Genomic DNA, 14221 nt, shown 5'->3' on the forward strand with positions numbered 1-14221 from the left:
AGGGAGCGGCGCCATTCACGTCAGCCCAAGACCTCGTCCAGCAGCTTCCCCCACTGCGCCACCACCCGGTCCCGTCGGGCCCGGTCGTCCGTCAGCAGGTTGGCGAGGCCGAGGCCGCGGGCCATGTCCAGGAGGCCCTGGACCGTCTCGCGGACGCCGGGGCGGGACTCGTCGGCGGCGAGGAGCTCGACCGCGATGCGGTGGGTCTCGCGGCCGACCTTCGCCTCCAGTTCGGTCACGCGGGGGCGCAGCTGCTCCTCGTTGGAGGCGGCCACCCACAGGTGCAGGGCCGCCCGGAACAGGGGGCCCGTGTAGAGGTCCACCAGGGCCGCGACGACCGCCGCGCGGCCCTGGACGGGCAGGGCGCGCAGGGCTTGGGAGCGCTCCTCGGCGACGTACTCGACGGCCGCCGTGAAGAGGTCCTCGCGGGTCGGGAAGTGGTGCTGGGCGGCGCCGCGCGAGACGCCGGCGCGTTCGGCGACGACGGAGACGGTCGAGCCCGACCAGCCGCGTTCGGCCAGGCAGGCCACGGCCGCCTCCAGGAGCCGCTGCCGGGTGGCCCGGCTGCGGTCCTGCTTCGGCGCCTTCGAGGCGTTCGGCGCCTTCGCGGCGGTGGTAGCGGTCGTACCGGTGGTCACAACACCCATGCAGCGTCCCGTCGCTCCAGGAAGGCCGTCATCCCCTCGCGGGCCTCCGCCGAGGCGAAGAGCGAGGCCGAGCGCTGGACGAGATCCTCCGCGTCGCGCTCGAAAGTCTCCAGCACCCTAGCCGTGACCAGCCGCTTGCTCTCCGCCAGCCCCTGCGGCGACGCCTTCCGCAGCCCGTCCAGCACGGGCGTGAGCGCGCGGTCCACGTCCTCCCCGACGACGGTCACCAGGCCGATCCGGGCCGCCTCCGCCGCGTCGAACCGCTCGCCCGTCAGGTAGTACCGGCTCGCGGCCGCCGGGTCGAGGCGCGGCAGCAGCGTCAGCGAGATGACGGCCGGCGCCACCCCGAGGCGGGCCTCCGTGAGCGCGAAGTCCGCCTCCGGCGCGGCCGCCACGATGTCGCACGCGCCCACCAGACCGAGCCCGCCGGCCCGTACGTGCCCGGTCACGCGCGCCACCACCGGCTTGGGCAGCTCCACGATCGCCCGCAGCAGTGCCACGAAGGTGTACGGGCTGGGCGGCGCCTTCAGGTCGGCGCCCGCGCTGAACGTCGGCCCCGCGTGCGTGAGCACCACCGCCCGTACCGCCGGGTCCTTGCCGCAGGCGTCCAGCGCCTCCGCCAGCTCGCCGACGACCCGCGCGGAGAGCGCGTTGCGGTTGTCCGGGGAGTCCAGCGTCAGGGTGGTGATGCCGCGCTCGTGCGCGGTGGTGACGAGGCTCGTCATGCGCCCTCCCGTTCCCTCTCCCTCAGTTCCCGGCGGAGGATCTTCCCCGACGCCGCCCTCGGCACGCCCTCGATGAACTCGACCCGCCGGATCTTCTTGTACGGGGCGACCTTGCCGGCCACGAAGGCCATGACCTCGCCGGCCGTCGGTTCCGTGGCGCCCGGCCGCCGTACGACGTACGCCTTCGGCACCTCGTTGCCGTCCTCGTCGTACACGCCGATCACCGCCGCGTCCGCGATGCCCTCGTGCGTCAGCAGCAGCGCCTCCAGTTCGGCCGGCGCGACCTGGAAGCCCTTGTACTTGATCAGCTCCTTGACGCGGTCGACGACGTACAGCCAGCCGTCGGCGTCGACGCGCCCCACGTCGCCGGTGTGCAGCCACCCCTCCACGTCGATCATCGCGGCCGTCGCGTCCGGACGGCCCAGGTAGCCCTTCATCACCTGCGGTCCCCGGATCCAGATCTCGCCCTCCTCCCCCGCGCCCAGGTCCTTGCCGGGGTCGTCGAGGGAGACGATCCGCATCTCGGTGCTCGGCAGCAGCTTGCCGACGGCGCCCGGTGGGGCGTCGGGGGCCGTCAGCGGCACCACGTGGGTGGCGGGCGACAGCTCCGTCATGCCGTACGCCTGGCGTACGGGCGGCAGGCCGAGCCGCGCCGCGCAGGCCCGCGCGAGGTGCCCGTCGAGCGGGGCGGCGGCGCTGAGGACGTACTCCAGCGACGACAGGTCGTAGCGCGTGACCGCCGGGTGCTTGGCGAGCGCGAGGACCACCGGCGGGGCCACGTACAGGCCGTTGACGCGGTGCTTCTCGATCGTCCCGAGGAACTGCTCCAGTTCGAAGCGCGGCAGCACGACCACGGTGGCGCCGTGCCGCAGCGGCGCGTTCATCAGGGCCGTGAGGCCGTAGATGTGGAAGAACGGCAGGATGGCGAGGATCCGGTGGCCGGGCCCCACCGGCACCAGCGGGTCCAGCTGCGCCAGGTTGGTGGCGATCGAGCGGTGGGTGAGCATGACGCCCTTGGGGACACCGGTCGTGCCGGAGGAGTACGGCAGCACGGCGACGTCCTCGTCCGGGTCGATCGCGACGGACGGTTCCGGCGCCGTCGAGCCCAGCATGTCCAGGACGGAGCGGTGCCCTTCCGCCTGGTCGCAGACGAAGATCTCGCGGACGTCCGTCCCGCGCGCGGCGCGCCGGGCCGTCTCCAGGAGCGGCGAGACGGTGACGACCCAGCGGGCGGCGGAGTCCCGCAGCTGCTTGGCGACCTCCTCGGCCGTCGCCAGCGGGTGGAGGGTGGTGACGGACGCGCCGGCGCGCGTCGCCGCGTAGAAGACGGCCGGGTAGACGACGGTGTTCGGGCTGTGCAGCGCCAGCACGTCGCCCTTGCGGACGCCCGCCTCCGCGAGCGCGGCGGCGATGCGGCGGTGGTACGTGTCGAGCTGGGCGTACGTGACGGACAGCTCGCCCGCGCCGTCGACGAGGGCGACGGTGTCGCCGTACGCGCGGGCGTTGTCCAGGACGGCGTCGTGGATGGGGAGGGACAGGGTCGGGACGTCCGCGTACTCGCTGTGGAACACCATCAACGGCTCCTGTCGGTACGGCGTCGGTGATCAGTACGACTTGGGCAGTCCGAGCGTCTGGTGGGACACGTAGTTCAGAATCATTTCCCGGCTGACGGGGGCTATCCGTGCCACACGCGAGGCGGTGATGAGCGAGGCGAGGCCGAACTCGCGTGTGAGGCCGTTTCCGCCGAGGGTGTGCACGGACTGGTCGACGGCCCGCACGCACGCCTCGGCCGCCGCGTACTTGGCCATGTTGGCGGCCTCGCCCGCGCCGACGTCGTCGCCCGCGTCGTACAGGTGGGCCGCCCGCTGCATCATCAGGCGGGCCAGCTCCAGTTCGATGTGGACCTGGGCGAGGGGGTGCGCGATGGCCTGGTGGGCGCCGATGGGCGACTTCCACACCTGGCGCTCCTTGGCGTACGCGACGGCCCGCGCGACCGCGTAACGGCCCATGCCGATGGCGAAGGCGGCCGTCATGATGCGCTCGGGGTTGAGCCCGGCGAAGAGCTGCAGCAGCCCCGCGTCTTCGTCACCCACGAGCGCGTCCGCCGGGAGCCGTACGTCGTCCAGCGTCAGCTCGAACTGCTTCTCGTGGGCGTGCAGTTCCATGTCGATGGGGCGGCGGCCGAAGCCGGGGGTGTCGCGCGGGACGACGAACAGGCACGGCTTCAGGCTGCCCGTGCGGGCGTCCTCCGTGCGGCCCACGATCAGCGTCGCGTCGGCGATGTCGACGCCGGAGATGAACACCTTGCGGCCGGTCAGCACCCAGTCGTCGCCGTCGCGGCGCGCGGTGGTGGTGATGCGGTGGGAGTTGGAGCCCGCGTCCGGCTCGGTGATGCCGAAGGCCATGGTGCTGCCGCCGTCGGCGAGGCCCGGCAGCCAGCGCCGCTTCTGCTCGTCGGTGCCGAAGCGGGCGATGACCGTGCCGCAGATCGCCGGGGACACCACCATCATCAGCAGCGGGCAGCCCGCCGCGCCCAGCTCCTCCAGGACGATGGACAGCTCGGCCATGCCGCCGCCTCCGCCGCCGTACTCCTCGGGGAGGTTCACCCCGAGGTAGCCGAGCTTGCCGGCCTCCGCCCAGAGGGCCTTCCGGTCGTGCTCGCGCCCGTGGCGCCGCCCGAGGGCGGCGACGGCGGCGCGCAGGGCTTGCTGTTCGTCGTTCTCGACGACTCCGGTCATGTCTGTTCCTCCTGTACGTCCACGTCTACGTCTGCGTCCTGTACGACGGCGAGCAGGGCACCGACCTCGACCTGGTGGCCGGGGGCGGCGTGGAGCGCGGTGAGCGTGCCGGAGGCGGGAGCGGCGATCCGGTGCTCCATCTTCATGGCCTCCAGCCAGACGAGCGGCTGCCCCGCCTCGACCCGGTCCCCGGGCTCGACGTCGGCGACCCGGACGACGGTGCCGGGCATGGGCGCGAGCAGCGAGCCGGGGGCGGTGCGCTCGGCGGGGCCGGTGAAGCGGGGAGGTGCGGTGAGCCGGAACGGCCCCGCGTACACGGTGCCGTCGCCGTACGCGGCGACCTCGTAGCGCCGGACGACGCCGGCCACGTCGAGGCGGACGCGGTCGGGCGACACGTCCACCACGCGCGTGTGCGGGTGGGACTCGACGGTGAACCGGCCGTCACGGGTGGGGCGATAGCGGATCTCGTGGTCGCCGTAGCGGGCGGTCTGCGGCTGCGACGGCACGTTGCGGAAGGCGCCGAAGCGCCCGGAGTGGCGTGCGGCCTCCGCGAGGGCGGCGGCCACGGCCGCCTCGGCCTCCCCGGGCTCGGGGGCGGTCAGTCCGGGCAGGTGCCGCTCGTAGAACCCGGTGTCGAGCCGCCCCGCCACGAAGTCCGGGTGCCGCAGCGACCGTACGAGCAGGTCCCGGTTGGTGACCGGCCCGTGCACGCGGGCGCGCGCCAGGGCGTGGGCCAGCTTGCGGATCGCCTCCTGCCGGGTGGGCGCGTGGGCGATCACCTTGGCCAGCATGGCGTCGTAGTGCACGCCCACGGCGTCCCCGGCGGCGTAACCGGCGTCCACGCGGAGCCCGTCACCCGCCGGGAGGTCCAGCGCATGCAGGACGCCCGTCTGCGGGGCCCACGCGCGGGCCGGGTCCTCGGCGTAGAGGCGGGCCTCCACCGCGTGGCCCGAGGGGGCGGGCGGTTCCGGCGGAAGCGCTCCGCCCTCCGCGATCCGGAGCTGGAGGGCGACCAGGTCGAGGCCGAAGACGACTTCCGTGACGGGGTGTTCGACCTGGAGGCGGGTGTTCATCTCCAGGAAGTACGCCCGGTCGCCGGAGACCAGGAACTCGACCGTGCCCGCGCCCGCGTACCCCACCGCCCGTGCCGCCGCCACCGCCGAGGTGTGCAGCGTCTCGCGCAGGGCGGCGCTCAGGCCCGGCGCCGGGGCCTCCTCGACGACCTTCTGGTGCCGCCGCTGGAGCGAGCAGTCGCGGGTGCCGAGCGCCCACACGGTGCCGTGGGTGTCGGCGAGGATCTGCACCTCGACGTGGCGGCCCCGCTCGACGTACGGCTCCGCGAACACCTCGCCGTCGCCGAACGCCGAACGGGCCTCGGCGGTGGCCGCCGCCAGCTCGCCGGGGAGCGCGGCCAGGTCCCGGACGACCCGCATGCCCCGGCCGCCGCCGCCCGCCGCCGCCTTGAGCAGGAGCGGCAGGTCCTCAGGGGTGGCCGTCGCCGGGTCGACGGGGTCCAGCAGCGGGACGCCCGCCGCCGCCATCAGCTCCTTCGCGCGCGTCTTGGACGCCATCGTCTCGATCGCCTTGGGCGGCGGGCCCACCCACGTGAGACCGGCGTCCAGCACCGCACGCGCGAAGTCGGCGTTCTCGGACAGGAATCCGTACCCGGGGTGGACGGCGTCCGCGCCCGCCGCGAGGGCGGCCTTCACGATCAGGTCGCCGCGCAGGTAGGTGTCGGCGGGTGCCGCTCCCGGCAGCCGTACGGCCGTGTCGGCCTCCCGTACGTGCAGGGCGGACGCGTCCGGGTCCGCGTACACCGCCACCGTGTCGACGCCGAGGGAGCGGCAGGTGCGGAAGACGCGGCAGGCGATCTCCGCGCGGTTCGCCACAAGGACGGAAGTAATCATCAGGGCCTCACATCCGGAAGACGCCGAAGCCGCCGCGCGCGCCTTCGACCGGGGCGGTGTGGATCGCCGACAGGCACAGGCCGAGGACGGTACGCGTGTCGCGCGGGTCGATGACCCCGTCGTCGTACAGCCGTCCCGACAGGAACAGCGGCAGCGACTCGGCCTCGATCTGCTGCTCCACCATGGCGCGCAGCGCGGCGTCGCCCTCGTCGTCGTACGGCTGCCCCTTGGCCGCCGCTGACGCGCGGGCGACGATCGACAGGACGCCGGCGAGCTGCTGCGGGCCCATGACGGCGGACTTGGCGCTGGGCCAGGCGAACAGGAACCGGGGGTCGTAGGCGCGGCCGCACATGCCGTAGTGCCCGGCGCCGTACGACGCGCCCATGAGCACCGAGAGGTGCGGGACGCGCGAGTTGGACACCGCGTTGATCATCATCGCGCCGTGCTTGATGATGCCGCCCTGCTCGTACTCCCTGCCGACCATGTAACCGGTGGTGTTGTGCAGGAACAGCAGCGGGATGTCCCGCTGGTTGGCCAGCTGGATGAACTGGGCCGCCTTCTGGGACTCGGCGGAGAACAGCACGCCCTGGGCGTTGGCGAGGATGCCGACCGGATAGCCGTGCAACGTGGCCCATCCGGTGGTGAGCGAGGGCCCGTACAGCGGCTTGAACTCGTCGAAGTCGGAGCCGTCGACGATCCGGGCGATGACCTCGCGCGGGTCGAAGGGGGTCTTCAGGTCCCCGGGCACGATGCCGAGGAGCTCCTCCGGGTCGTACGTCGGCGGCTCGGCCGGGCCGGGATCGGGGTGCGCCTTGCGGTGGTTGAGGCGGGCGACGATCCGGCGGGCCTGGCGGAGGGCGTCCGGCTCGTCGACGGCGTAGTGGTCGGCGAGGCCCGACACGCGGGCGTGCATCTCGGCGCCGCCGAGGGACTCGTCGTCGCTTTCCTCGCCGGTGGCCATCTTCACGAGCGGCGGCCCGCCGAGGAAGACCTTCGACCGCTCCTTGATCATGACGGTGTGGTCGGACATGCCGGGCACGTAGGCGCCGCCCGCCGTCGAGTTGCCGAAGACGACGGCGACGGTCGGGATCCCGGCGGCGGACAGGCGCGTGATGTCCCGGAAGAGCGCCCCGCCCGGGATGAAGATCTCCTTCTGGGAGGGCAGGTCGGCGCCGCCGGACTCCACGAGCGCGATGCACGGCAGCCGGTTGGCGTACGCGATCTCGTTGGCGCGCAGGGCCTTCTTCAGCGTCCAGGGGTTGGACGCGCCACCGCGCACGGTCGGGTCGTTGGCGGTGATCAGGCACTCGACGCCCTCGACGACGCCGATGCCGGTGACGATCGACGCACCGACGGTGTGGTCGCTGCCCCAGGCGGCGAGCGGCGACAGTTCGAGGAACGGCGCCCCGGGGTCGAGGAGCAGCTCGATCCGCTCGCGGGCGAGCAGCTTGCCCCGCGCGCGGTGGCGTTCGACGTACTTGGGTCCGCCGCCCGCGAGCACCTTGGCGTGCTCGGCGTCCAGCTCGGCCAGCTTGGCGAGCATGGCCTCGCGGTGCGCGGCGTAGTCGGGCCCGGCGGTGTCCAGGCGCGAGGGGAGCACGGTCACAGCAGGGCCTCCGGGATGTCGAGGTGGCGGGCGCGCAGCCATTCGCCGAGGCCCTTGGCCTGGGGGTCGAAGCGGGCCTGGGCGGCGACGCCCTCGCCCAGCAGGCCGGTCACGACGAAGTTCAGCGCGCGCAGGTTCGGCAGGATGTGCCGTACGACGGGCAGGTCGCGTGCCTCCGGGATCAGGTCGCGGAACCGTTCGGCGGTCAGCTCGTGGGCGAGCCAGCGCCACGCCTCGTCCGTCGGCGCCCAGACGCCCACGTTGGCGTCGCCGCCCTTGTCGCCGCTGCGGGCCCCGGCGACCAGCCCGAGCGGCGCACGCCGTACGGGCCCGGGCGGTAGGGGGTCGGGGAGGGGCGGTTCCGGGACGGGGTGCAGGGGATGGGTGCGTACGGGGGCCGGGACGGTCTCGTGATGGCCGTCCGGCAGTACGGCGCTGTGCGGGACCGTGCCCGCGTCGACGTACTCCGCCTCGAAGACGCCGTACGGGGTGCCCTTGCCGGGGGGCGCGGTCACGTGGAAGCCGGGGTAGCTGCCGAGCGCCAGCTCGACCGCCGCGCCGCTGACCGCCCGCCCCACGACCTCGGGGTCGCGGTCGCGGACGACGAGCCGCAGCAGGGCGCTGGCCGTCTCCTCGGTGTCGGCGTCCTCCCGGTCGGTGCGGGCCAGCTCCCAGCGCGTCTCGGCCGGTTTCACGGGGAGCGCGTCCTCGACCTGGGCGCGCACGAGCCGGGCCTTGGCCTCGATGTCGAGGCCCGTCAGCACGAACACGACCTCGTTGCGCCAGCCGCCGAGCCGGTTCAGTCCGACCTTGAGCGTCGGGGGCGGCGGCTCGCCCCGTACGCCGGAGATCCGGACCCGGTCCGGTCCGTCCGGCGCGAGGTGCACGGTGTCCAGCCGGGCCGTCACGTCGGGGCCCGCGTACCGGGCGCCCGCCGTCTCGTAGAGCAGCTGCGCGGTGACGGTGCCGACGTCCACGAAGCCGCCCGTGCCGTCGTGCTTGGTGATGACGGCGGTGCCGTCCTCGTGGAGCTCGGCGAGCGGGAAGCCGGGGTGCCGTACGTCATGGTGGGCGAAGAAGGAGTAGTTGCCGCCCGTCGCCTGGGTCCCGCACTCCAGGACGTGCCCGGCGACCACCGCGCCCGCGAGCCGGTCGTAGTCCTCGGGCCCCCAGCCGAACCACCAGGCGGCGGGCCCGCTGACGAGCGCCGCGTCCGTGACCCGGCCGGTCACGACGATGTCCGCGCCGCCGCGCAGGCAGGCCGCGATGCCGCCCCCGCCGAGGTACGCGTGCGCCGCGAGGACGCCGTCGCGCGGCGCGGGCAGCCGGTCGCCCTCGACGTGCGCGACCCGCACCCCGGGCAGACCGAGCCGGGCGGCGAGGGCGCGCAGGGCGTCGGCGAGGGACGCCGGGTTGAGGCCGCCGGCGTTGGTCACGATCTTCACGCCGCGCTCGTGGGCGAGCCCGAGGCCCTCCTCCATCTGGCGCAGGAAGGTCTTGGCGTAGCCGAGCGCCGGGTCCTTCATGCGGTCGCGCGCGAGGATGAGCATGGTGAGCTCGGCGAGGTAGTCGCCGGTGAGGACGTTCAGCTCGCCGCCGGTGAGCATCTCGCGTACGGCGTCGAAGCGGTCGCCGTAGAAGCCGGAGGCGTTCCCGATCCGCAGCACGCTCACCGGGAGGCTCCCTTGGCGGCGCGGCCGGGTCCGGCCGGTCCGGCGAAGGCCTGGGCGATGCCGAGCCAGCGGTCGGCCTCGGCGCCCTCGGCCCGTACGGTCACGTCGTCGCGGTGGGCCCGCTGGGTGACCAGCAGGCAGAAGTCCAGGGCGGGCCCGGTCACACGCTGGCCGGCGTCCTCGGGCCCGTACGTCCACAGCTCCGTGCCGTCCGGTGCGGTGAGCTCCACCCGGAAGGGCCCGGCGGGCGGGGTCAGCCCGCGGACGGCGTAGGCGTAGTCCCGGGCGCGCACGCCGATCCAGGCGACGTGGCGCAGGCGCGCGGTCGGTTCCCGTACGGCTCCGAGGGCGTCGGCGACGTCCTGGCCGTGCGCCCAGGTCTCCATCAGGCGGGCGGTGGCCATGGACCCGGCGCTCATGGTCGGCCCGTACCAGGGGAAGCGGGCGCCGGGGGGCGCGGCGCGCAGGGCGTGCTGGAGGCGCTCGCGCCCCTCCCGCCAGCGGGCCAGCAACTCGTGAGGGGGTCCGGCCGCCCCCTCCTCCGCCCCCTGGTCGACGAAGGCGTCGGGCGCCTTCGCCGCCTCGGCGACGTGCGCCGCGAAGGCCTCCGGGGCGGTGACGGCGAGCAGCGCCGCGGCGTCGGTCCACGCGAGGTGGGCGATCTGGTGGGCGACGGTCCAGCGGGGCGCGGGGGTGGGCGCTGCCCACCGGTCCGGTTCCAGGGGCGCGACCAGCCGGTCGAGCTCCTCGCTCTCGTCACGCAGGTCGTCCAGCAAGGCGTGGGACACGGGGCGCTCCCTCCGGGACACGGGCACGGAAAACGCGGTGCGTGCCCCGGAGCATGACAGCGCCCGGAGAAACAAGCAAGCGTGCTTGCTTTACTTTCTCGCGCTACTTCTTCGCCGCCTGGGAGCGGACGGACCCCATGCTCGCCGCGATGACGAGCGCGATGGCCAGCGCGTCGACGAGCGACATCGCCTGGCTCAGCACCAGGAACCCGGCGGTGGCGGCGATCGCCGGCTCCAGGCTCATCAGGATCGCGAAGGTCGGCGCGGGCAGGCGGCGCAGCGCCAGCAGTTCGAGGGTGTACGGCAGGACGGACGACATCAGCGCGACGGCGAGGCCCAGGCCGATGGTCGACGGCACGAGGAGCTTGCTCCCGGCCTCGGCGATGCCCAGCGGCAGCGTCAGCACCGCCCCCACGGCCATGGCCAGCGCCAGCCCGTCGGCCTGCGGGAAGCGCCGCCCGGTGCGCGCACTGAAGAGGATGTACGCGGCCCACATGGCGCCCGCGGCCAGCGCGAACACCGCGCCCAGCGGATCCAGCCGGTCGAAGCCGCCCCCGCTCAGCAGGACCACCCCGGCCAGCGCGAGCCCGGCCCACACGACGTTCACCAGCCGCCGCGAGGCGACCACCGACAGCACGAGCGGCCCGAGCACCTCCAGGGTGACGGCGGCGCCCAGCGGGATGCGGTCGATGGACAGGTAGAAGAGGACGTTCATCGCGGCCATGGCGGCGCCGAAGGCGACGACCGTGCCCCAGTCGGCGCGCCGGTACCCGCGCAGCCGGGGCCGGCAGACGAGCAGCAGCACGACGGCGGAGAGCAGCAGCCGCAGCGTGACGACCCCGATCGCCCCGGCCCGCGGCATGAGCAGCACGGCGACGGCCGCCCCGAACTGCACGGACAGCCCACCGGCCACCACCAGCGCGACCGGCCCGAGCGCGCCGCGCCTCCCGGCCCCCCCTTCGGAGTGCGCGGCGGAGACCTCGGGGAGCGCGACGGCGGACACGTCGGCGACCGCCGCGTCCGGGCGTGCGGTGTCGTTCACCGGGAGAACCTCGACTTCTTTCTCTTCGACAAGTGCATCAGGGTGCACCCCCAGTCAAACACACTGCACCAAAAGGTGGGCCCTCCCTTTTCCACCGTAAGCGTCGTGAGCGGCGGCCTCAGCTCCCGAGCCCCGCCGCCCTCCCCTCCGCCGGTCCCTCCGTCAGGCCCTCCGCCAGCACCTCCGCCAGGTGCCGCCCCCGACGCCCCGCCAGCTGGTCCAGCTGGGTGCGGCAGGAGAAGCCGTCCGCGAGGAGCTCGGTGCCGGGGGCGGCGGCGCGGAGGGCGGGGAGGAGCTGGTCCTCGGCGCAGGCGACGGAGACGGCGTAGTGGCCGCGCTCGAAGCCGAAGTTGCCGGCGAGGCCGCAGCAGCCGCCCACCAGGTCGCCGGTCAGGCCCGCGCGCTCGCGCAGGCGGCGTTCGGCGGCGTCGCCGAGGACCGCGTGCTGGTGGCAGTGGGTCTGGCCGGCGACCGGGCGGTCCAGGCGCGGGGGCCGCCAGTCGGGCGCGAACTCCTCCAGGGCCTGGGCGAAGGTGCGTACGGAGTCGGCCAGGCGGCGGGCGCGCGGGTCGTCGGGGAGCAGCTCCGGCAGGTCGGTCCGCAGGGCGGCGGCGCAGCTCGGTTCGAGGACGACCACGGGGCTGCCCAGGACGGGCTCCATGGTGTCGAGGGTGCGGCGCATCACCGTACGGGCCCGGTCGAGCCGGCCCGTGGAGACGTACGTCAGGCCGCAGCACACCCGGCCGGGCGGGAGCGCCGGGCGCAGCCCCGCCGCCGCCAGGACCGCGACGGCCGCGCGGCCCACGGACGGCGAGAGGTGGTCCGTGAAGGTGTCGGGCCACAGGAGCAGGTCACCGGCCGTGGCGTCGCCGTGGCGCGCGAACCAGGCGCGGAAGGTCCGGGGCGCCAGCCGCGGGAGGTCACGCTCCGGCGCGATGCCCGCCATCCGCTTGGCCAGCGCCGCCAGCGGCCGCACCCGGGCGGTGGCGTTGAGGACCCGGGTGAAGGGCGCGGCGAGGCGGAGCCACTGCGGCAGCCCGCCCATCGCGTAGTGCGCGGCGGGGCGGAGCCGTCCCGCGTAGTGGTGGTGCAGGAACTCCGCCTTGTACGTCGCCATGTCGACGCCCACCGGGCAGTCGCTCCGGCAGCCCTTGCACGACAGGCACAGGTCGAGCGCCTCGCGCACCTCCGTCGACCGCCAGCCGTCGCGCACCACCTCGCCCGCCAGCATCTCGTGCAGCAGCCGGGCGCGCCCGCGCGTCGAGTGCTGCTCCTCGCCGGTCGCACGGAAGGAGGGGCACATCACGCCCGCGCCCTGGTTCGGCCCCGCCACCCGGCACTTGGCGACGCCCACGCAGCGGCGTACGGCGGTGGCGAAGTCCCCGCCGTCGTGCGGGTAGCCGAAGGCCACGGGCACGGGCTCGCGCGGCAGGACGTCGAAGCGGAGGTTCTCGTCGAGGCGGGCGGGCCGGGCGAGCATGCCCGGGTTCATGCCGCCGTCCGGGTCCCACAGGTCCTTGAACCGGCCGAAGAGGCCGACCAGTTCGTCCCCGTACATCCTCGGCAGCAGCTCCGCGCGCGCCTGTCCGTCGCCGTGCTCGCCGGAGAGGGACCCGCCGTGGGCGACGACGAGGTCGGCGAGCTCCTCCGAGAACCGCCGGAAGCGCCGCACGCCCTCCGCCGACACCAGGTCGAAGTCGATGCGGACGTGCACGCAGCCCTCGCCGAAGTGGCCGAACGGCGTGCCGCGCAGCCCGTGGCCGGCGAGCAGCGCGCGAAAGTCGCGCAGGTACGGGCCGAGGCGCGCGGGCGGGACGGCGCAGTCCTCCCAGCCGGGCCACGCCTCGGTGCCGTCGGCGGTCCGGGTGGCGGTCCCGGCGGCGTCCTCGCGCACCCGCCACAGGGCGCGCTGCGCGGCCGGGTCGGTGACCACGGTGGCGTCCACGGCGTCGGCGGCGCGCACCAGCGCCTCGGCGTGCGCCCACGCCTCCGCCGGGGTCGCGCCGCCCGTCTCCACGAAGAGCCAGGCGCCGCCCCGGGGCAGCGCGGCGCGCGCGGCCGGGTCCCGGACCAGGTCCTCCGCCATGCCCTCGACGGTGAGCGGCCCGTGCGGCAGCAGTCCGGACGCCGCTTCGGCGGCGGCGCTCTCGTCGGCGTAACCGAGGACGGCGAGCGCCCGCGCGGGCGGCGACTCGACCAGCCGTACGGTCGCCTCGGTCACCACCCCGAGGGTGCCCTCGCTGCCGCAGAAGGTGCGGGCGAGGTCGGTGCCGCGCTCGGGGAGGAGGGCGTCGAGGGCGTAACCGGAGATGCGGCGCGGCATCCCGGGCGGGAAGCCCGTACGGAGGGCCGCCAGGTGACCGCCGACCAGCTCCGCCAGTCCGTCCGGCGCGCCGTCCCAGCCGCGCCCCAGGCGCCGTTCGGGGCCGCCGCCGTACGTCACGACCGACAGCGCGCGGATGTTGTCGGCGGTGGTGCCCCAGGCCACCGAGTGGGAGCCGCAGGCGTTGTTCCCGATCATCCCGCCGAGGGTGCAGCGGCTGTGCGTCGAGGGATCGGGGCCGAAGGTCAGGCCGTACGGGCGGACCGCCGCGCGCAGGTCGTCCAGGACCACGCCCGGCTGGACCACCGCCGTGCGCGCCTCGGGGTCCACCGCGAGGACGGAGCGCATGTGCCGGGTGAAGTCCAGCACCACGCCGGTCCCGGTGGCCTGCCCCGCGATCGACGTCCCGGCACCGCGCGGGACGACGGGCACGCCGTGCGCCCGGCACACCTCCAGCGCGGCGGCCACGTCCGCCGCGTCGCGCGGCGCGACGACCCCGACGGGGACGCGGCGGTAGTTGGACGCGTCCATGGTGTGCAGCGCGCGGGCCGCGGCCCCGAAGTCCACGTCCCCGCGCAGGGCGGCGCGCAGGGCCCGCGCGACCTCGGCCGGGGCCTGACGGGTGTGCCGGTCGCTCATGGGTCAGGATCCCCCCGCGTCCGCAGGGCCGCGATCATCAAGCGTATGAGTCATGAAAGAAATCCTCATCCGACCTTTCCCAACTGATCGTCAACTCTCCTATAGTGGCCAGAAATTTGCCGCACCCCGGCAC

10 protein-coding genes are annotated in these 14221 nt (G+C 74.7%); all 10 read right to left on the reverse strand.

What is annotated here, in order from left to right; all coding sequences use genetic code 11:
- Nucleotides 1-20: 20 nt before the first annotated feature.
- The 10 genes from ACZ42X_RS24075 to ACZ42X_RS24120 all read right to left on the reverse strand — a co-directional run bounded on the left by ACZ42X_RS24075 (nucleotide 21) and on the right by ACZ42X_RS24120 (nucleotide 14088).
- Nucleotides 21-647 (reverse strand): TetR/AcrR family transcriptional regulator, encoded by a 627-nt coding sequence (locus tag ACZ42X_RS24075; protein ID WP_468293719.1) that lies wholly within the window; start codon nucleotides 645-647, stop codon nucleotides 21-23.
- The gene (locus ACZ42X_RS24080; protein WP_468293723.1) at nucleotides 635-1372 is read right to left on the reverse strand and encodes an enoyl-CoA hydratase family protein; all 738 of its coding nucleotides are present in this window, start codon (nucleotides 1370-1372) and stop codon (nucleotides 635-637) included. Before ACZ42X_RS24080 ends, ACZ42X_RS24075 begins: the two co-directional genes overlap by 13 nt.
- On the reverse strand, nucleotides 1369-2946 hold the full coding sequence (locus ACZ42X_RS24085) for a 4-coumarate--CoA ligase family protein (RefSeq protein WP_468293725.1): 1578 nt from the start codon (nucleotides 2944-2946) through the stop codon (nucleotides 1369-1371). The genes ACZ42X_RS24080 and ACZ42X_RS24085 overlap by 4 nt, the downstream gene beginning before the upstream one ends.
- A 30-nt stretch (nucleotides 2947-2976) precedes the next feature.
- Entirely contained in the window at nucleotides 2977-4110 is a 1134-nt protein-coding gene (locus ACZ42X_RS24090) for an acyl-CoA dehydrogenase family protein (protein WP_468293728.1), read from the reverse strand.
- Entirely contained in the window at nucleotides 4107-6017 is a 1911-nt protein-coding gene (locus ACZ42X_RS24095) for an acetyl/propionyl/methylcrotonyl-CoA carboxylase subunit alpha (protein ID WP_468293731.1), read from the reverse strand. Before ACZ42X_RS24095 ends, ACZ42X_RS24090 begins: the two co-directional genes overlap by 4 nt.
- Before the next feature lie 7 nt (nucleotides 6018-6024).
- A complete protein-coding gene (locus ACZ42X_RS24100; protein ID WP_468293734.1) occupies nucleotides 6025-7623 on the reverse strand; it encodes an acyl-CoA carboxylase subunit beta in 1599 nt (532 codons plus the stop codon).
- Nucleotides 7620-9296, reverse strand: coding sequence for an acyclic terpene utilization AtuA family protein (locus tag ACZ42X_RS24105; protein WP_468293737.1), 1677 nt, complete (start codon nucleotides 9294-9296; stop codon nucleotides 7620-7622). Before ACZ42X_RS24105 ends, ACZ42X_RS24100 begins: the two co-directional genes overlap by 4 nt.
- Nucleotides 9293-10084 (reverse strand): TIGR03084 family metal-binding protein, encoded by a 792-nt coding sequence (locus ACZ42X_RS24110; protein ID WP_468293740.1) that lies wholly within the window; start codon nucleotides 10082-10084, stop codon nucleotides 9293-9295. Before ACZ42X_RS24110 ends, ACZ42X_RS24105 begins: the two co-directional genes overlap by 4 nt.
- Nucleotides 10085-10187: 103 nt before the next feature.
- Nucleotides 10188-11126: an EamA family transporter gene (locus ACZ42X_RS24115; RefSeq protein WP_468293743.1), complete on the reverse strand. Its 939-nt coding sequence runs from the start codon at nucleotides 11124-11126 to the stop codon at nucleotides 10188-10190.
- Nucleotides 11127-11244: 118 nt separating this feature from the next.
- Nucleotides 11245-14088, reverse strand: a complete 2844-nt coding sequence (locus ACZ42X_RS24120; RefSeq protein ID WP_468293746.1) for an FAD-binding and (Fe-S)-binding domain-containing protein — start codon at nucleotides 14086-14088, stop codon at nucleotides 11245-11247.
- Nucleotides 14089-14221: the final 133 nt, after the last annotated feature.

It is taken from the genome of Streptomyces sp. NPDC030862 (assembly GCF_055571835.1).